General features: G+C 70.1%; 15 protein-coding genes. 12 read left to right on the forward strand and 3 right to left on the reverse strand.

Features of this window, described 5'->3' with window-relative positions; all coding sequences use genetic code 11:
* Positions 1-68: 68 nt before the first annotated feature.
* Positions 69-998 carry a LysR family transcriptional regulator gene (locus AC07RM_RS27380; RefSeq protein ID WP_495336568.1) on the forward strand — a complete coding sequence of 310 codons (930 nt, stop codon included), beginning with the start codon at positions 69-71 and terminating at the stop codon, positions 996-998.
* 6 nt (positions 999-1004) lie between these two features.
* Here the strand turns inward: AC07RM_RS27380 and AC07RM_RS27385 are convergent, their stop codons facing one another.
* The 3 genes from AC07RM_RS27385 to AC07RM_RS27395 form a co-directional block, all read right to left on the reverse strand.
* Complete coding sequence (locus AC07RM_RS27385) at positions 1005-1442, reverse strand: hypothetical protein (protein WP_495336569.1); 438 nt, start codon at positions 1440-1442, stop codon at positions 1005-1007.
* 8 nt (positions 1443-1450) lie between these two features.
* Entirely contained in the window at positions 1451-2251 is an 801-nt protein-coding gene (locus AC07RM_RS27390) for a hypothetical protein (RefSeq protein ID WP_495336570.1), read from the reverse strand.
* Positions 2252-2349: 98 nt separating this feature from the next.
* Complete coding sequence (locus AC07RM_RS27395; protein WP_093340455.1) at positions 2350-3423, reverse strand: LacI family DNA-binding transcriptional regulator; 1074 nt, start codon at positions 3421-3423, stop codon at positions 2350-2352.
* 112 nt (positions 3424-3535) lie between these two features.
* Here AC07RM_RS27395 and AC07RM_RS27400 point away from each other — a divergent pair, with 112 nt between their 5' ends.
* From AC07RM_RS27400 to AC07RM_RS27450, 11 genes are all read left to right on the forward strand, one after another.
* Positions 3536-4573 (forward strand): TRAP transporter substrate-binding protein, encoded by a 1038-nt coding sequence (locus AC07RM_RS27400; RefSeq protein ID WP_093340453.1) that lies wholly within the window; start codon positions 3536-3538, stop codon positions 4571-4573.
* A gap of 9 nt (positions 4574-4582) precedes the next feature.
* Positions 4583-6484, forward strand: coding sequence for a TRAP transporter large permease (locus AC07RM_RS27405; RefSeq protein WP_495336571.1), 1902 nt, complete (start codon positions 4583-4585; stop codon positions 6482-6484).
* A gap of 31 nt (positions 6485-6515) precedes the next feature.
* Positions 6516-7055, forward strand: a complete 540-nt coding sequence (locus tag AC07RM_RS27410) for a VOC family protein (protein WP_495320740.1) — start codon at positions 6516-6518, stop codon at positions 7053-7055.
* 2 nt (positions 7056-7057) lie between these two features.
* A complete protein-coding gene (locus AC07RM_RS27415; RefSeq protein ID WP_495336572.1) occupies positions 7058-8347 on the forward strand; it encodes a ribulose-bisphosphate carboxylase large subunit family protein in 1290 nt (429 codons plus the stop codon).
* A complete protein-coding gene (locus tag AC07RM_RS27420) occupies positions 8344-9642 on the forward strand; it encodes a four-carbon acid sugar kinase family protein (protein ID WP_495336573.1) in 1299 nt (432 codons plus the stop codon). Before AC07RM_RS27415 ends, AC07RM_RS27420 begins: the two co-directional genes overlap by 4 nt.
* Positions 9643-9843: 201 nt before the next feature.
* Positions 9844-11496 carry a xanthine dehydrogenase small subunit gene (gene xdhA / locus AC07RM_RS27425; protein ID WP_495336574.1) on the forward strand — a complete coding sequence of 551 codons (1653 nt, stop codon included), beginning with the start codon at positions 9844-9846 and terminating at the stop codon, positions 11494-11496.
* Between the two features lie 4 nt (positions 11497-11500).
* Complete coding sequence (xdhB, locus tag AC07RM_RS27430; protein WP_495320731.1) at positions 11501-13951, forward strand: xanthine dehydrogenase molybdopterin binding subunit; 2451 nt, start codon at positions 11501-11503, stop codon at positions 13949-13951.
* A 193-nt stretch (positions 13952-14144) separates the two neighbouring features.
* Positions 14145-15122 carry a LysR family transcriptional regulator gene (locus tag AC07RM_RS27435; RefSeq protein WP_057592004.1) on the forward strand — a complete coding sequence of 326 codons (978 nt, stop codon included), beginning with the start codon at positions 14145-14147 and terminating at the stop codon, positions 15120-15122.
* 144 nt (positions 15123-15266) lie between these two features.
* Positions 15267-16568 (forward strand): NCS2 family permease, encoded by a 1302-nt coding sequence (locus AC07RM_RS27440; RefSeq protein WP_093340442.1) that lies wholly within the window; start codon positions 15267-15269, stop codon positions 16566-16568.
* 148 nt (positions 16569-16716) lie between these two features.
* Entirely contained in the window at positions 16717-18258 is a 1542-nt protein-coding gene (locus AC07RM_RS27445) for an ABC transporter ATP-binding protein (protein ID WP_296797459.1), read from the forward strand.
* Complete coding sequence (locus tag AC07RM_RS27450) at positions 18251-19396, forward strand: ABC transporter permease (RefSeq protein WP_057591999.1); 1146 nt, start codon at positions 18251-18253, stop codon at positions 19394-19396. The genes AC07RM_RS27445 and AC07RM_RS27450 overlap by 8 nt, the downstream gene beginning before the upstream one ends.
* Positions 19397-19514 lie beyond the last annotated feature (118 nt).

Raw genomic sequence — 19514 nt, forward strand, 5'->3', positions numbered from 1 at the left:
AATTCACGCCGGGCGCCAGTGTGCGGAGCTTGCGGCCCGGCTTCAATAAAATAAGCGAGCTAAGCGATATGAACGGCATGCATATTGAAACCATAGACCTCAACCTGCTGCGTCTCTTCGATGCCGTCTACCGCGCGCGCAGCGTGAGCCGTGCCGCCGAGTCGCTGGGCCTGACCCAGCCCGCGGCCAGCCACGGCCTGGGCCGGCTGCGGCTGCTGCTGAAGGACGCGCTGTTCACGCGCGCCCCCGGCGGCGTGGCGCCCACGCCGCGCGCCGAGCGCCTCGCGGCTGCCGTGCAGGCCGCGCTCGCGCTGCTCGAGGAGGCGCTGCACGAGCCCGCGCGCTTCGAGCCGCAGGCCTCGCGCAAGGTCTTTCGTATTCACATGAGCGACATCGGCGAGGGCCGCTTCCTGCCCGCGCTGATGGCGCGGCTCGGCGAGCTCGCGCCCGGTGTGCGCATGGAGACGCTGCCGCTCGCGCCTACCGAGATCGCGCCCGCGCTCGACAGCGGCCGCGTCGACTTCGCCTTCGGCTTCCTGCCCAAGGTGCGCGACACGCAACGCCTGCACCTGCTGAAGGACCGCTACATCGTGCTGCTGCGCAAGGGCCATCCCTTCGCGCGCGGCCGGCGCACCAGCCAGGCGCTGATCGAGGCGCTGCAGACGCTCGAGTACGTGGCGGTGCGCACCCATGCCGAGACGCTGCGCATCCTGCAGCTGCTGAACCTCGAGGACCGCGTGCGCCTGACCACCGAGCACTTCATGGTGCTGCCGGCGATCGTGCGCGCCACCGACCTCGCGGTGGTGATGCCGCGCAACATCGCGCGCGGCTTCGCGCAGGAGGGCGGCTACGCGATTGTCGAGCCGGCGTTTCCACTGCGCGACTTCACGGTGTCGCTGCACTGGAGCAAGCGCTTCGAGGCCGACCCCGCGAACCGCTGGCTGCGGCAGGTGATCGCGGAACTGTTCGCCGAGCGCGCGGGCCGCGCCGAGCGCTGAGCCGGCTCAGCGAAAGAACGCGCGCAGGTAGTCCGCCGCGGCGTCGGAGATGCCGACGATCTTGTCGGTGGCCTGGCGGTAGAACTTGAAGTTGAGTTCGGTCTCGGGCCGGCCGTCGTTCCAGTCGGCATGGGGCTTGAGCTCGCGCCGCCCGAGCGGGGCCTTCGCGAGCGCGGTGCGCCGCACCGCGATGCCCACGCGCGGTGTCTGGCGCTCGAGGTCGGGCACCAGCGGCAGTGCCTCGGCCGCGGTCACGATGCCCATCGCGACCAGGCCGGCGCCGCCCGCGTTCTCGCTCGCGAACACGAACACCGTGTCGCCGGGCGCGATCTGCTTGCCGCCGTACATGGTCTTCTGGGCCGCGAATTCGAAGCGCGTGGCGCGCGGGTCGGCGACCTCGGTCTTGATCGCGTAGCAGGGGCGTGGGGGCGGGGTTTGCGGCATCGGTCGTGTCACCAGAGTTTCCACCAGCTTTTCTTCGCGACCGAGTCGGCGGGTGGCGATGGCGGTGTCTGTTCGATGGCCCTTTCTTCGGCGAGGGGTGCCTGTTCCTGCGGCGCATCCTCGATGTCCGGTGGTTCAGGACAGCCGAGCCGGATCCATTCGGCGTACCGCAGGCCCAGGTATCCCGTGGCCCCTTTCTTCATCAGGGCCCGTGCCGCCTCGAGTCCCCGCGCCCGATATACGGCGCGAATGACGGCGGTCTCCTTCCTGGCTTGCCGGTCCAGGGCATCCGTCCAGGGCGGACGTGCCGGAAGGCTCACCGATGGAAGTTCGTCGAGCATCTCTCGAATGCTGATCGCGTGGGCATGAGACTTCAACAGCTCCGGGGCAACGAGGCTGCAGCCCCCGCATGCGGCCATGGCTAGATGAATGCCCGGACGCGCATATTTCCACTGAGATTCCGCCTCGATGAGCAGCGGCAGGTACTCGGGCCTGGGCGCAAGAAGGGTCAGCAGCGCGCCATAGTTCGCGCCACGCCATCCGTGGGTGGACAACAGATCCTGTGCGATCGGAAGGTTCAACAAACCGGTTGCGCGGCGAAGGATGTAGAAAAGCTCCAACGGTTCGCACATGACTTCGGGGAAGAGCCGAAGGTACTTGCGATAGTTGGTCCCGTCCCGGACCAGCAGGGATATCTTGCCTTGGATGCGGTCGTCGCTGAGGGTGACTGGACTCCACGGGATGGACGCCATGAGCTCGAGCACGTCGGAATAGTTTGCCGACCAATAGCTGTAGAAGCTGGATTCCATGGCGTGACTGACTTTGCGTAGAGGCGAGCAAGGGGCGTGGCGCCGAATCTACCCGGTTGCTCGCGAGGGGCGCGGCGTTGCAATGGATGCACGGCGCCTCAAGGCAGGTTCTCGCGAAAGATCACCACGCTGCGCGTCGTCTCCACCCCGCTGAGCACGTCGCGCCCCTCGCGCAGGTTGGTGAAGATGCGCACGCAGCTCATCAGGGTCGCATGCGGGCTCTGCGTGATCACCGCGTCCATGCTGCCGTCGATCAGCAGCGCGCGCGTGTCGGGCGTGAGGCCGTGGCCGATGAAGGCCACCTTCTGGTCGCGCTGCGCTTCCTTGAGCGCGCGCGCCACGCCATCGGAGGCGCCGCCGATGTTGTAGATGCCCGCGAGCTCGGGATGCTGCTCGAGCAGGGCGCGGGTCTGGCGGTAGTTCTTGTCGGCATCGTCCTGGCCCTCGCGCAGGCCCACCACCTGCAGCGGCTCGAACATCTCGTCGATCACCTGCAGGAAGCCGGCCTCGCGCTCCTGGTGCGCGCTGTAGCGCAGGCTGCCCGCGATCAGCGCGACCTTGGCGGCGCGTGGGCCGATGAAGCGGCCGATGAGGTAGCCCGCGGTGCGGCCGGCGGCGCGGTTGTCCAGCCCGATGTAGGCCGCGCGCTGCGAGTTCGCGAGGTCCGAGATCAGCGTCACCACCGGCACGCCGCGCGCGGCCAGCGCGGCCACGGCCTCGCGCACGGCCGGATGCTCGAGCGCCATCATCGCGATGCCGTCGCAGCGCCCGCCCAGGCGCAGCAGCGCGGCGGCCAGCGCCTCGGGGTTGAAGCTCTCGGTGAGCTCGGTGCGGCACACCACGTTGAACGGCGCCCAGTGCTCCTGCGCGTAGCCGACCATGTCGCCGAGCATGCGGATGAAGCGGTTGGTGCCGCTGGGCAGCAGGAACACCAGGCGCAGCGGCCGCGGCGCCAGCGCCGCGTAGAGGTCGCGCTCGGGCAGGTAGCCGAGCTCGGCGGCGGCCTTGAGCACGCGCTGCACGGTGGCGTCGCGCACGCCGGGGCGCTTGTTGAGCACGCGGTCGACGGTGGCGGTCGAGACCTGCGCGGTGCGCGCGATGTCGGCCACGGTGGCGCGTGCCGCGGTGCCGTCGGCCGGCGCGGAGGATTGGTTTGAAGGGTTAACCCGCATACATCAAAAACCATCAAACCGTGGTTTGACGGTACAGGGTGAGGCCTATATCTTCGAGGAAATTCAATCAATGATGCATCAATTCGCATCATCCACACAACGGAGACACAGCATGGCACCGGTCACCCGCCGCAGCGCGATTCGCACCCTGTCCGCCCTTCCCGCCATCGCGGCCGTTCCGGCCGCCGGCGTGTTCTCGGCCCTGCCGCGCACGGCCCGCGCGGCGGAGTTCTCGTACAAGTACGGCAACAACCTGCCTTTGAGCCATCCGCTGAACATCCGCGCGCAGGAAGCGGCCGACCGCATCGCCAAGGAGACCAACGGCCGGGTCGAGATCAAGATCTTCCCGAACAACCAGCTTGGCGGCGACACCGACATGCTGGCCCAGGTGCGCTCGGGCGGCATCGAGTTCTTCACCCCCTCGGCGCTGGTGATCGCCACCTTGGTGCCGGTGGCCGCGATCAATGCGGTGGGCTTCGCCTTCGCCGACTACAAGCAGGTCTGGGCCGCGATGGACGGCAAGCTCGGCGCCCATGTGCGCGGCGCGATCGCCAAGTCGCGCCTCTATGCCTTCGAGAAGATGTGGGACAACGGCTTCCGCCAGACCACCAGCAGCAAGGCCGCGGTCGCCACCGCCAAGGACATGGACGGCCTGAAGATCCGCGTGCCCGTGAGCCCGCTGTCGATCTCGATGTTCAAGGGCCTGGGCGCCGCGCCCGCGAGCCTGCAGTTCAGCGAGGTCTATTCGGCGCTGCAGACGAAGATCGTCGATGCGCAGGAGAACCCGCTGCCGATCATCCAGGTCGCCAAGCTGTTCGAGGTGCAGAAGTTCTGCTCGCTCACCAACCACATCTGGGACGGCTACTGGTTCATCGCCAACGGCCGCGCCTGGGACGCGCTGCCGGCCGACCTCAGGACCGTCGTCGCGCGCGCCATCAACGAGGCCGGCCTGCAGCAGCGCGAGGACATCCGCAAGCTCAACGAGTCGGTGGTCGGCGACCTGCAGGCCAAGGGCCTGACCATCAACCGCCCGGCGGCCGACAGCTTCCGCGCCAAGCTGCGCGACTCGGGCTTCTACGGCGAATGGAAGGGCCGCTTCGGCCCCGAGGCCTGGGCGCTGCTCGAAGAGGCCGTGGGCAAGCTGGCCTGAGCGTCACCCATGTCCTCGCACGTGCTTCCCGCCGACGCGCTCGCCCCCGGTGGCGCCGCCGCGGCCCATCCGAACGCGCTGGCGCCGCTGGCCGGCCGCCTCGACCGCTGGCTCGGCGGCACGGTGGAATCGCTGGCCGCGCTGCTGGTGCTGGCCGAGATCGTGGTGCTGTTCGCGGGCGTCACGGCGCGCTATGCCTTCCATGCGCCGCTGGTGTGGTCCGACGAGCTGGCCTCGATCCTGTTCCTGTGGCTGTCGATGCTCGGCGCCGTGGTGGCGCTGCGCCGCGGCGAGCACATGCGCATGACCGCCTTCGTGGCGCGGCTGCGGCCCGACACGCGCGCGCTGTTCGACACCTTCGCCATCACGGCCTCGGTGGCCTTCCTCGCGCTGGTGGCCTGGCCGGCGATCGACTACGCGCACGAGGAGTCCTTCGTCGTCACGCCCGCGCTCGAGATCAGCAATGCCTGGCGCGCCTCGGCCATCCCCGCGGGCATCGCGCTGATGGGGGTGGTGGCGCTGCTGCGCCTGCTGCGCGTGTGCACCTTGCGGCAGATCGCGGTGGCCGCGCTCGGCACCGTGGCGCTGGTGGCCGCCTTCTGGCTCGCGGGGCCGGTGCTGGCGCCGCTGGGCAAGCTCAACCTGCTGATCTTCTTCGTCGGCGTGGTGGCCTTCACCGTGTTCGCCGGCGTGCCGATCGCCTTCTCGTTCGCGCTCGCCACCTTCGGCTACCTGGCGCTGACCACGCGCACGCCGATGCTGGTGATGGTGGGGCGGCTCGACGAGGGCATGTCGCACCTGATCCTGCTGGCGGTGCCGCTGTTCATCTTCCTCGGCGCGCTGATCGAGATGACCGGCATGGCGCGCGCCATGATCCAGTTCCTCGCCAGCCTGCTGGGCCATGTGCGCGGCGGCCTGTCGTACGTGCTGATCGGCGCCATGTACCTGATCTCGGGCATCTCGGGCTCGAAGATCGCCGACATGGCGGCCATCGCGCCGGTGCTGTTCCCCGAGATGACGAAGCGCGGCGCCAAGCCCGGCGACCTGGTGGCGCTGCTGTCGGCCACGGGCGCGCAGACCGAGACCATCCCGCCCTCGATCGTGCTGATCACCATCGGCTCGGTCACCGGCATCTCGATCGCGGCGCTGTTCACCGGCGGCCTGATGCCCGCGGTGGTGCTCGGCGCCATGCTCTGCGTGGTGGTCTGGTGGCGCTACCGCCGCGAGGACCTGAGCCGGGTGAAGCGCCATGGCGCGCGCGAGATCGGCAAGCTGCTGCTCGTCGCGCTGCCCGCGGTGCTGCTGCCCTTCGTAATCCGCGCCGCGGTGGTCGAGGGCGTGGCCACGGCCACCGAGGTCTCGACCATCGGCATCGTCTATTCGGCGCTGGTCGGTCTCTTGATCTATCGCCAGTTCGACTGGCGCCGGCTGCGACCGATGCTGGTCGAGACCGCCTCGCTCTCGGGCGCCATCATCTTCATCGTCGGCTGCGCCACCGCCATGGCCTGGGGGCTCACGCAGTCGGGCTTCTCGCAGGACCTCGCGAAGCTCATGGCCGGCATCCCGGGCGGTGCCTACGGCTTCCTCGCAGTCTCGATCGTGGCCTTCATCGTGCTGGGCAGCGTGCTCGAGGGCATCCCGGCCATCGTGCTGTTCGGGCCGCTGCTGTTCCCGATCGCCAAGGCGGCCGGCGTGCACGAGGTGCACTACGCCATGGTCGTGATCTTCGCGATGGGCATCGGCCTGTTCGCGCCGCCCTTCGGCGTCGGCTACTACGGCGCCTGCGCCGTCAGCAAGGTCGATCCCGACGAGGGCATCCGCCACATCTGGGGCTACATGGCCGCGCTGCTCGCGGGGCTGGTGCTGGTCGCCGCGATCCCGTGGTTCTCCACCGGTTTTCTCAAAGTCTGACAACAACACGCACAACGGAGCGCGCAAGAAAATGAGTCGATTCCTCGGCGAGATCCGCCAACTGGGCTACGTGGTGCCCGACATCGAGGCCGCCATGGACTACTGGAGCCGCGAGCTCGGCGTCGGGCCCTGGTTCTACAACCCCAAGGTGCCGATCCGCAACTACCGCTACCACGGCGAGGCGCACGAGCCGCACAACTCGGTGGCGCTGGCCAACTCGGGCTATGTGCAGGTCGAGCTGATCCAGACCCGCAACGACGTGCCCTCGATGTACCGCGACTTCCTGCGCGCGGGCCGCACCGGCCTGCAGCACGTGGCCTACTGGACCGCCGACTACGACGCCGACCTCGCGCGCCTCACGGCGCAGGGCTTCAAGCCGGTGATGAGCGGCGAGGTGGGCGAGCGCGGCCGCTTCATCTACTTCGACACCGAATACCACCCCGGCACCGTGATCGAGCTGTCGGAAGTGGCCGGCCCGAAGGGCAAGATGTTCGACCTGATCCGCGCGGCCTCCGAGGGCTGGGACGGCAGCGAGCCGGTGCGGCCCTTCCCCGACCTGTCGAAGCTCTGACGATGGCGCAGGCAGAACAGCGCATCCGCGCGCGCTACCGCATCGAGACGCCGCTCGAGCCGGCCGCGGTGGCCGAGGTGATGGCGGGCGAGCAGTCGTGCGGCACCTTCACGCGCGTCGAGGGCGAGACCGACGACCTGCGCGCGCGGGCGCGCGCCACCGTCGAGGCCATCGCCGAGCTCGAGCCGGCCGCGGCGCCCAGCCTGCCCAATGCGCTGCTCGAGCGCCAGGGCCGGCGCGGGCCATGGCGGCGCGCGCTGGTCGACATCTCGTTTCCCGTCGCCAATATCGGCGCCAACCTGCCGACGCTGGCGGCCACGGTCGCGGGCAACCTCTACGACCTCGGCGAGGTCACGGGACTGCGGCTCGAATCGCTGCAGCTGCCGGCGGCCTACCGTGCGCAGTTCGAGCGGCCGAGCCACGGCGTGGCCGGCACCCGCCGCGCCACAGGCGTGGAAACGGGCGCGCTGGTGGGCACCATCATCAAGCCCAACGTCGGCTTCTCGGCCGCGCAGACCGCCGAGCTGGTGGCGCGGCTGTGCGCCGCGGGCGTGGACTTCATCAAGGACGACGAGGTCTCGGCCGATCCGCTGCATGCGCCGCTGGCCGAGCGCGTGCCGGCCGTGATGGCGGTGGTGCGCGACCATGCGCAGCGCACCGGCAAACAGGTGATGGTGGCCTTCAACATCAGCGACGAGACCGACGCCATGAAGCGCCATGCCGACCTGGTCGAGCGCGAGGGCGGCAGCTGCGTGATGGCCAGCCTCAACTGGTGCGGCCATTCGGGCATCCAGACCTTGCGGCGCCACACGCCGCTGGCGCTGCACGGCCACCGCAACGGCTACGGCGCGCTGTCGCGCCATCCGCTGCTGGGCATCTCGTTCCAGGCCTACCAGGCGCTGTGGCGGCTGGCCGGCGTCGACCACATGCACGTGCACGGGCTGCAGGGCAAGTTCTCGCAGCCCGACGAGGAAGTGATCGAGTCGGCGCGCGACTGCCTGGCGCCGCTGGTGGCGGGCGAGGGCAAGGGTGCTTTCGATGACCGCGTGATGCCCGCCTTCTCCTCGGGCCAGTGGGCCGGCACCGTGGCGCCGACCTGGGCCGCGGTCGGCAGCGACGACCTGCTGTTCATGTCGGGCGGCGGCATCCTGGCCCATCCGGGCGGCGCGGCCGCGGGCGTGGCGAGCATCCGCCAGGCCTGGGCCGCGGCGCGCGCGGGCGTGCCGGTGACCGACGCCGCGCGCGAGGCGCCGGAACTGGCGCAGGCGCTGGCCTTCTTCGGCGCCAAATGAGCACGCCGGTGCCGCTCGCCTATTACGGCGACGACTTCACCGGCGCCACGGACACGCTCGGCACCGCGGCGCGTGCCGGGCTGCGCACCCTGCTGTTCCTGCGCGTGCCCGACGAATCGCTGCTCGCGCGCGCCGGCACGCTCGACTGCCTGGGCATCGCGGGCGCGGCGCGTTCGATGGCGCCGGACGCGATGCGCGCCGAGCTCGCGCCGGTCGCGCGGCTGATGGCCGGGCTCGGCGCGCGCGTGCTGCACTACAAGACCTGTTCCACCTTCGACAGCGCGCCCGGCGTCGGCAACATCGCCGTCGCCATCGAGGCGCTGCGGCCCGCCGCCGGCCAGCCCTGGACCGCGATCGTCGGCGGCCAGCCGAACCTCGAGCGCTACTGCCTGTTCGGCCACCTGTTCGCCGCGGCCGGCAGCGGCGGCACGGTGCACCGCATCGACCGCCACCCGACCATGAGCCGCCATCCGGTCACGCCGATGCGCGAATCGGACCTGCGGCTGCATCTGCAGGCGCAGGGCCTGGGCGAGACCGCGCTGCTGCCATACCCGCGCCATGCGGCCACGAGCGAGGCGCTGGCCGCCGTGCTGGACGATGGGCCCGAGGCCGTGCTGTTCGACGTCGCGCGGCCCGAGGACCTCGAGGCCATCGGCGCGGCGCTGTGGCCGCTCGCCACCGCCGAGGCGCCGCTCTTGGCCGTCGGCCCGAGCAGCGTGGTGCAGGCCTTCGCACCGCGGCTGGCACAGGCCCCCGCGGCGCCGGCCGCCGTGGCGCCCGCGCGCGGCCCGGTGTTCGTGCTGGCCGGCAGCCTCTCGCCGGTCACGGCGCGGCAGGTGGCGGCCGCGCGGTCCTTCGAGACCGTCTGGCTCGACGCGGCGCGGCTGGTCGACCCCCATTCCGATCACCTGGCGCAGTCCGCGCGCGAGCTGGCCGACCGGCTCTCCACCGGCGCCCACGTGCTGGCCTGCACCGCCACCGAGGCCGCGCGCGCCGGCCATACCCGCGTGCCCGCGCGCGCGCTGGCCGAGGCCGGCGGCGAACTGCTGGCGCGCGTGCTCGCGGCCGTGCCGCTGTCGCGCGTGGGCGTGGCCGGCGGCGACACCTCCAGCCTCGCCGTGGGCGCGCTCGACGCCTGGGGGCTGTCCTACCTCGCGCAGCTCGCGCCCGGCACCGCGCTGTGCCGGCTGCACAGCGAGGCGCCCGGGCTCGACGGGGTCGAGATCATGCTCAAGGGCGGGCAGATGGGGTCGGAGGACGTGTTCGAACGGCTGGTGCACGGCACCGGCGGCTGAGCGGGCGCCAGGCTCGTTTTTTCGGCGCGGCCATGGCGCCCGCGCCGCCATGGCACGAGAATTGCCCCGAATCCAGGGTTTCCCCGTACGTCGCATACCGGGCCCTGCATACGCAATATGGGCACCACGGTATGCGTGCGGCGGCGCAAGCCGCTAACGTCCAGGCCTGGCCACCACGCGCCACCCCACGAGCACGACAGCATGAGTACCGAGAGCAGCAGCCACAGCCCCAGCCAGCCCATCCGATTCTTCCATCGCGGACAGGTCGTCGACGTCAGCGGCGTCCACCCGACCCGTTCGGTGCTCGACTGGCTGCGCGAGGACGCGCGCTGCACCGGCACCAAGGAGGGTTGCAACGAGGGCGACTGCGGTGCGTGCACCGTGGTGATCGGCGAGCTGGCCGAGGCCGGCGCGCCCGACGCGGTCGGTGGCCTGCGGCTGCAGACGGTCAATGCCTGCATCCAGTTCCTGCCCACGCTCAACGGCAAGGCGCTGTTCACGGTCGAGGACCTCAAGGACCAGTGCCTGTCGTCCCAGGCTGCGCAGGCGGCCCCGGCCCCCGCGCTGCAGGAGGGCGACAAGCGCCCGCACCCCGTGCACTGCCTGCATCCGGTGCAGCAGGCGCTGGTCGACTGCCACGGCTCGCAATGCGGCTTCTGCACGCCGGGCTTCGTGATGTCGCTGTGGTCGGCCTACGAACACCACCAGGCGCGCGGCACGCAGCCCTCGCGCCAGCAGCTGGCCGACGACCTCTCGGGCAACCTGTGCCGCTGCACCGGCTACCGCCCGATCCTCGACGCGGGCCAGCGCATGTTCGACCTGCCGCCGGTGCGGCTGGACAGCCGCGCGGTGGTGGCCGCGCTCACCGCGCTGAACCCGCCCTCCGACGCCCCCGGCTTCGAGTACGCGGCCCCGCTGGGCGCGCGCATCGACCGCTTCCATGCGCCGCGCTCGCTCGAGCAGCTGGCCGCGCTGCGCGAGCAGAAGCCGCGCGCGCAACTGCTGTCGGGCTCGACCGACGTGGGCCTGTGGGTCAACAAGCAGTTCCGCGACCTCGGCGACATCATCTACCTGGGTGACGTGCCCGAGCTCAAGACCATCGAGGTCCGCGATGAGCACCTCTACATCGGCGCCGGCGCCTCGCTCGAATCGGCCTTCGCGGCGCTGGTCGAGCGCGTGCCCAGCCTGGCCGACGTCTGGCTGCGCTTCGCCTCGCCGCCGATCCGCCATGCGGGCACCATGGGCGGCAACGTCGCCAACGGCTCGCCGATCGGCGATTCGCCGCCGGTGCTGATGTCGCTCGACGCCGAGATCGAACTGCGCCGCGGCGCCGACGTGCGCCGCATGCCGCTGCCCGACTTCTACGTCGACTACATGAAGAACCAGCTGCAGAGCGGCGAATTCGTGCAGGGCCTGTGGCTGCCGCTGGCCGCGATGCGCCGCCAGGTGCGCGCCTACAAGATCAGCAAGCGCTTCGACTGCGACATCTCGGCGCTGTGCGCGGGCTTCGCGCTCGAGCTAGAGCCCGGCAGCAACAAGGTCAAGGCCGTGCGCCTGGCCTTCGGCGGCATGGCCGCCACCGTGAAGCGCGCGGCGCAGGCCGAGGCCGCGCTGGTCGGCAAGCCCTGGACCCAGTCCAGCGTGAACGCGGCCAAGCTCGCGCTGGCGCAGGACTTCAAGCCGCTGTCCGACATGCGCGCCTCGGCCGACTACCGGATGCAGGTGGCGCAGAACCTGATCCAGCGCCTGTGGCTCGAGACCCGGGCCGAGGATGCGCTGCCCGGCAGCGCCACCAGCGTCTGGAGCGTGATGCCGCACGCCGCCACCGCCAAGCCGGCCGCGCAAGGAGTCTGAGACCATGAACAAGCCCCTCGATGCCCGCCTGCTGCAACCCGCAGAGGCCTTTGCCGACTACCTCAAGAACACCGCCGCCCGCATCGACCAGGGTGCCGAGGCGCTCGCCCACGACCAGGGCGTGCGCGTGGGCATCAGCCGCCCGCACGAATCGGCGCACCTGCACGTGGCCGGCGAGGCCACCTACATCGACGACATCCCCGAGATCGCCGGCACCCTGCATTGCGCGCTGGGCCTGTCGCCCGCGGCCAACGGGCGCGTCACGGCGCTCTCGCTCGACGCCATCCGCGCCATGCCGGGCGTGGTGTCGGTGCTCACGGCCGACGACATCCCGGGCACCAACGACTGCGGCTCGATCATCCACGACGACCCGATCCTGCTGTCCGTGAAGGATGGCGGCGAGATCCGCTACCTGGGCCAGCCGGTGTTCGCCGTGATCGCGCGCACCCGCGACGCCGCGCGCCGCGCCGCCGCGCGCGCCAAGGACGCGCTGACCATCGAGGCGCAGCCGCCGGTGCTGACGCCGCAGGACGCGCATGCGCGCGGCCAGTACGTGGTGCCGCCGATGCACATCGTGCGCAGCGGCGGTGCCGCCAACGGCGGCGACGAGGCCGCGGTGCGCGCCGCCATCGCGGCCGCGCCGCACCGCCACAAGGCCACGCTCGACGTCGGCGGGCAGGAGCAGTTCTACCTCGAGGGCCAGATCAGCTACGCGATCCCGAAGGAGGGTGGCGCGCTGCACATCCACTGCTCGACCCAGCATCCGAGCGAGATGCAGCACCTGGTCGCGCACGCGATGCACCTGCAGTCGAACGAGGTGCACGTGGAGTGCCGGCGCATGGGCGGCGGCTTCGGCGGCAAGGAATCGCAGTCGGCGCTGTTCGCCTGCGTGGCCGCGGTGGCCGCGAGCAAGCTGCGCCGCCCGGTCAAGCTGCGGCTGGACCGCGACGACGACTTCATGGTCACGGGCCGGCGCCACTGCTTCTGGTACGAGTACGAGGTGGGCTACGACGCCGAGGGCCGCATCCTCGGCGCCGAGATCACCATGGTCTCGCGCGCCGGCCACTCGGCCGACCTGTCGGGCCCGGTGATGACGCGCGCGCTGTGCCACTTCGACAACGCCTACTGGCTGCCCAACGTCAGCATGCACGGCTACTCGGGCAAGACCAACACGCAGAGCAACACCGCCTTCCGCGGTTTCGGCGGCCCGCAGGGCGCGATCGCGATCGAGAACATCATGGACTCGGTGGCGCGCGAGCTGGGCCGCGATCCGCTCGACGTGCGGCGCGTCAACTTCTACGGCAAGGGCGAGAACAACGTGACGCCCTACCGCCAGACCGTGACCGACAACATCGTGCACGAGCTGGTGGCCGAGCTCGAGGCCACGAGCGACTACCGCGCGCGGCGCGAGGAGATCGCCGGCTTCAATGCCGCGAGCCCGGTGCTCAAGCGCGGGCTGGCGCTGGCACCGCTGAAGTTCGGCATCTCGTTCAACGTCAAGCACTTCAACCAGGCCGGCGCGCTGGTGCACGTCTACACCGACGGCTCGATCCTGGTGAACCACGGCGGCACCGAGATGGGCCAGGGCCTGAACACCAAGGTGGCGCAGGTGGTGGCGCACGAGCTCGGCGTGAGCTTCGAGCGCGTGCGCGTCACGGCCACCGACACGACCAAGGTCGCGAACACCTCGGCCACGGCGGCCTCGACCGGCGCCGACCTCAACGGCAAGGCCGCGCAGGACGCCGCGCGCCAGATCCGCGAGCGGCTGGCGCAGAGCGCGGCCGAGCGCCATGGCGGCGAGCCCGGCGCGGTGCGCTTCGCCAACGACAAGGTCGAGGTCAACGGCCGCACGCTGGCCTTCAGCACCGTGGTGGGCGAGGCCTACCTCGACCGCAAGCAGCTGTGGTCCGACGGCTTCTACGCCACGCCCGGCCTGAGCTGGGACAAGGACAAGATGCAGGGCCGCCCGTTCTACTACTACGCCTACGGCGCGGCGGTCAGCGAGGTGATCGTCGACACGCTCACGGGCGAATGGAAGCTGCTGCGCGCCGACATCCTGCACGACGCGGGCAAGTCGCTGAACCCGGCGGTCGACATCGGCCAGGTCGAGGGCGCCTTCATCCAGGGCATGGGCTGGCTCACGACCGAGGAGCTGGTGTGGCATCCGCAGAGCGGCAAGCTCACGACCCACGCGCCCAGCACCTACAAGATCCCGACCGCCAACGACTGCCCGCCGGTGTTCAACGTGCGGCTGTTCGAGGGCCAGAACTTCGAGGACTCGATCCACCGCAGCAAGGCCGTGGGCGAGCCGCCGCTGCTGCTGCCGTTCTCGGTCTTCTTCGCGATCCGCGACGCCGTGTCGGCCGCGGGCGGCCACCGCGTCGACCCGCCGCTGCGCGCGCCCGCCACGAGCGAATCGATCCTGCGCGCCGTGACGGCCGTGCAGGTGGGATGAGCGCCGCCAAAGCGGACAGCCGAACGCAGAAGACGCGAAGAACACGCGGAAGTCGCAGAAAACAAATCGAGGAAAACCTTCATGTCTTCCTTTGGCGACTTCGGCGAAAGCTTCGCGCCCTCCGCGTTCGGCTGTCCGACGCCGTGCCTCGGCTGTATAACGCCTCGCATCGACCACTTCCTTGCGAGCGGCCATGAGAGACCAGGCGCTTTTCGACAAGATCGACCTTCACCTGATCCGGGTGCTGCACACCGTGCTGACCGACCGCAGCGTCTCGCGCGCCGCGATCCGGCTCGGGATGTACCAGCCGGCGGTGTCGGCCGCGCTCAAGCGGCTGCGCGAGCTCTCGGGCGATCCGCTGCTGGTGCGCTCGGGCTCGGGCATGGTGCCCACCGATGCCGGGCTGCGCATGATCGAGCCGGCCGCGAGCATCCTGCGCGCGGCCGAGATGCTGTTCTCCGATGCGCGCGGCTTCGACCCGCAATCGGCCAGCACCACCTTCCGCATCGCGGCCAGCGACTACATGGACCCGATCTTCCTGCCCATGCTGGTGGCGCAGGTCAAGCGCGAGGCGCCGCTGTGCCACATCGAGATCCATCCGCTGTCGCCCGACTCCGACTACCACGGCCACCTGTCGCTGGGACAGGTCGACGTGGTGATCGGCAACTGGCTCAAGCCCCCCGAGGACCTGCACATGGCACGCCTGTTCGGTGACGAGGTGGTGTCGCTGGTGAACCAGGACCATCCCGCGGTGCGCCGCGGCTGGGACCTCGAGACCTGGCTGCAGGCCGAGCACATCGCGCCCACGCCCATGCACCCGGGCGGGCGCGGCATCATCGACCAGATGCTCGACGAGCTCGGGCGCCAGCGCAACATCACGGCGCGCTGCGCGCACTTCGGGCTGATCCCCGACATGGTGGCCTCGAGCCTGCTGGTGCTGACCACCGGCCGCCAGTACTGCGAGCGCTTCGCCGCGCGGCTGCCGCTGAAGATCCTCGACTGCCCGGTGGCGCTGCCGCGGCTCATGTACTACCAGCTCTGGCACGAGCGCACCCACTCGTCGAGCTCGGCGCGCTGGCTGCGCGAATGCATCAAGGACGTGGCGGCCTCGCTGCGACCGCCCACCCCGCCCGCGCGCGATGCGCGCGATCCGCCGCCCCTGGGCGCCTGACGGCGCCGGCTCCCTCACCACCAGAACCCCAAGGACCTCGAGGCGCGACCGAGCTCGCGCCAGGGACGGGCTCGGCCCGCTTTTTCTTCAGAACAACGCCGCACGACGCGACACGAGACAACACATCCCGGAGACAAGAAACCCATGAACTGGATCGACAAGGTGTTCAAGCTCAACGAACACAACACCACCGTGCGCACCGAGGTCATCGCGGGGCTCACCACCTTCCTGACGATGGCCTACATCATCTTCGTCAACCCCTCGATCCTCGGCGACGCGGGCATGCCCAAGGGCGCGGTCTTCGTCGCCACCTGCCTGATCGCGGCGCTGGGCACGCTGATCATGGGCCTGTACGCCAACTACCCGATCGCGATGGCGCCGGGCATGGGCCTGAACGCCTACTTCGCCTACGTGGTGGTGCTCGGCATGGGCTACACGTGGCAGACCGCGCTGGGTGCGGTCTTCATCTCGGGCTGCCTGTTCCTGATCGTCACGGTCACCGGGCTGCGCGAGCTGTTCATCCAGGGCATACCGCAGTCGCTGCGAACGGCGATCACGGTGGGCATCGGCATGTTCCTCGCGCTGATCGCGCTCAAGAGCGCGGGCGTGGTCGCGGCCTCGCCGGCCACCTTCGTGACCCTGGGCGACCTGCACTCGGCACCGGTGGTGCTGGCCACGCTGGGCTTTTTGATCATCGTGGTGCTCGACAAGCTCAAGGTGCGCGGCGCGATCCTGATCGGCATCGTCACGGTCACGGTGCTGTCCTTCTTCTTCGGCGGCAACAAGTTCCACGGCGTGTTCGCGCCGCCGCCCTCGATCGCGCCCACCTTCATGCAGCTCGACATCCTGAGCGCGCTCAAGGGCGGCATCCTCAACGTGGTGCTGGTGTTCTTCCTGGTCGAGATGTTCGACGCCACCGGCACGCTGATGGGCGTGGCCAAGCGCGCCGGCCTGCTGGTGCCCGGCAAGATGGAGCGCATGAACAAGGCGCTCTTGGCCGACAGCGGCGCGATCTTCGCCGGTTCGCTGCTCGGCACCTCGAGCACCACGGCCTACGTGGAGAGCGCGGCCGGCGTGCAGGCCGGCGGGCGCACCGGCCTCACGGCCGTGGTGGTGGCGGTGCTGTTCCTGGCCTGCCTGATGATTTCGCCGCTCGCGGGCTCGGTGCCGGCCTATGCCACCGCGCCGGCGCTGCTGTTCGTGGGCTGCCTGATGCTGCGCGACCTGGTCGAGCTCGACTGGGAGGACACCACCGAGGTCATCCCCGCGGCCGTGACCGCGCTGGCCATGCCCTTCACCTACTCGATCGCCAACGGCCTGGCCTTCGGCTTCATCACCTACGCCGTGCTCAAGCTGTTCACCGGCCGGGCACGGGAAGTGCATGCCATGGTGTGGGTCATCGCCGCCATCTTCCTGTTCAAGTTCGTCTACGTGACGGGCCACTGAACCCGAAATCAGCCGAAGCCCCGGAGTCGGGGTCTTCCATCGCCCGGATTCCGTGGGCACGCTATTAAACTTATAGCTATCGACGTACATCGGAACCCGCGAGACGAGGCCCATTCCTGTACCGAACGAGACAAACCACGGAACCGGCATGACAACACCCAGACTCCAGCTCGCGCACATCACCAAGCGCTACCCGGCGGTGGTCGCCAACAGCGACATCTCGCTGGCGGTGCAACCGGGCGAGATCCACGCCGTGCTCGGCGAGAACGGCGCCGGCAAGTCGACGCTGATGAAGATCATCTACGGCTCGGTCAAGCCCGACGAGGGCAGCGTCGCCTTCGACGGCCAGCCGGTGAACCTGCGCAACCCGCAGCAGGCGCGCGCGCTGGGCATCAGCATGGTGTTCCAGCACTTCAGCCTGTTCGACACCCTCACGGTGGCCGAGAACGTCTGGCTCGGCCTCGACAAGTCGCTGGCGCTGGCCGACGTGGCGCGCAGCATCACGGCCAAGGCGAGCGAATACGGCCTCGACATCGATCCCGCGCGGCCGGTCCACACGCTGTCGGTGGGCGAGATGCAGCGCGTGGAGATCATCCGCGCGCTGCTGACCGACCCCAAGCTGCTGATCCTCGACGAGCCGACCTCGGTGCTCACGCCGCAGGCGGTGGTCAAGCTGTTCGGGGTGCTCAACAAGCTGGCCTCCGAGGGCTGCAGCATCCTCTACATCAGCCACAAGCTGCACGAGATCCGCGAGCTGTGCACCGCCTGCACGGTGCTGCGCGGCGGCAAGGTCACGGGGGTGTGCAACCCGAAGAACGAGAGCAACGAGTCGCTGTCGCGGCTGATGATCGGCAGCGAGCCGCCGCCGCTCGAGCACCGGCCGGTGCATGCGGGCGCGGTGGCGCTGCGCGTGCAGGGCCTCACGCTGGCGCGCGAGGACCAGTTCGGCGTGGACCTCGAGGGCGTGTCCTTCGAGGTGCGCGCGGGCGAGGTGGTGGGCATTGCGGGCGTGTCGGGCAATGGCCAGAAGGAACTGCTCTACACGCTGTCGGGCGAGGACGTGCGTGCCGAGGCGGCGATGGTGCGGGTGTTCGACCAGCCGGCCGGCCGGCTGCGCCCGCGCGCGCGCCGTGCGCTGGGCCTGCACTTCGTGCCCGAGGAACGGCTGGGCCGCGGCGCGGTGCCCACGCTGGGGCTCGCGCACAACCTGCTGCTGACGCGCGGCGACGCGGTGGGCCGCGGCGGCTGGATCCGCACCGGCGCGCTCGAGCGCCAGGCCAGATCCATCATCGAGCGCTTCAAGGTCAAGGCCGGCGGCCCGAAGGCGGCGGCGCGCTCGCTGTCGGGCGGCAACCTGCAGAAATTCATCGTCGGCCGCGAGATCGACGCCAACCCCAAGCTCTTCATCGTCTCGCAGCCGACCTGGGGCGTGGACGTGGGCGCGGCCGCGCTGATCCATGCCGAGATCCTCGCGCTGCGCGATGCGGGCTGCGCGGTGCTGGTGATCAGCGAGGAGCTCGACGAGCTCTTCAGCATCAGCGACCGGCTGCACGTGATCGCCAAGGGGCGGCTGTCGCCCTCGATCGACCGCGCGGCCGCCACGCTGGCGCAGATCGGCGAATGGATGAGCGGGCTGTGGCCGGGCCAACCCGGCAAGAGCCACAAGAACCAGGAGGCGGCCCATGCTTAAGCTCGAACCCCGTCCGGAGCTCTCGCGCTTCTGGACCTTCGCCTCGCCGATCCTGGCGCTGCTGATCACGGTGCTGATCGGCGTGGCGCTGTTCGCCGCGCTCGGCAAGGACCCGGTCAAGGGCCTGCTGGTGTTCTTCTACGAGCCGATCAAGAACGGCTATGCGCTGGGCGAGCTGACGGTGAAGGCCACGCCGCTGCTGATCATCGCGCTGGGCCTGGCGGTGTGCTTCCGCTCCAACGTGTGGAACATCGGCGCCGAGGGCCAGTTCGTGTTCGGCGCGATCGCCGCGGGCGGCGTGGCGCTGATGGCCGACAAGACCACGGGCGGCTGGATCGTGCTGGCGATCCTGGTGGCGGGCACGCTGGGCGGCATGGTCTGGGCCGGCATCGTGGCCTGGCTGCGCGACCGCTTCAACGCGAACGAGATCCTGGTGAGCCTGATGCTGGTGTACGTGGCGACGCTGCTGCTGAGCTACATGGTGTTCGGCCCCTGGAAGGATCCGAACGGCTACAACTTCCCGCAGTCGAAGACCTTCGAGGCGGTGACGCAGATCCCGCGCCTGTTCAAGGGCTCGCGCGTGACGATCGGGGTGATCATCGCGCTGGTGGGGGTGGGGGCGCTGTGGGTGTTCCTGTTCCGCACGCGCGCGGGCTTCGCGCAGCAGGTCGGCGGCCTCGCGCCCGCGGCGGCGCGCTATGCGGGCTTTTCGGCACGCCGCGCGGTGTGGATCGCGCTGCTGACCTCGGGTGGCGCGGCCGGCCTGGCCGGTGCGCTCGAGGTGGCGGGCCCGCTCGGCCAGCTCACGCCCTACGTGCCGGCCGGCTACGGCTTCGCGGCCATCATCGTGGCCTTCGTCGGTCGCCTGCATCCGGTGGGGATGGTGTTCTCGGCCATCCTGATGAGCATGTTCTACATCGGAGGCGAGCTCGCGCAGTCTCGACTCGGGCTGCCGAAGTCGCTGACGGGGGTGTTCCAGGGGCTGCTGCTGTTCACGCTGCTGGCTTGCGATACCTTGATTGCCTATCGGGTTCGTCGCAAGGCGGCTGCGAAGGCTGCCGTGCTCACGACGAGTTCGCTGCAGGCGAGTACGCCTTTGACTGCGCCTGTTGCGCGTACGACCGAGGGGGCGCTGTGATGACGTTCTTCGCTTTGGATTGGGTTCGTTCGGGGTGGGCGCACGCCGACGGGGTACTCCCCTCCGCGAATGTCCCCCGGCCTTCGGCCTCCTCCTTTATTTCGCTGCGGGGAGTACC

It is taken from the genome of Variovorax sp. GW821-FHT09B05 (assembly GCF_059418265.1).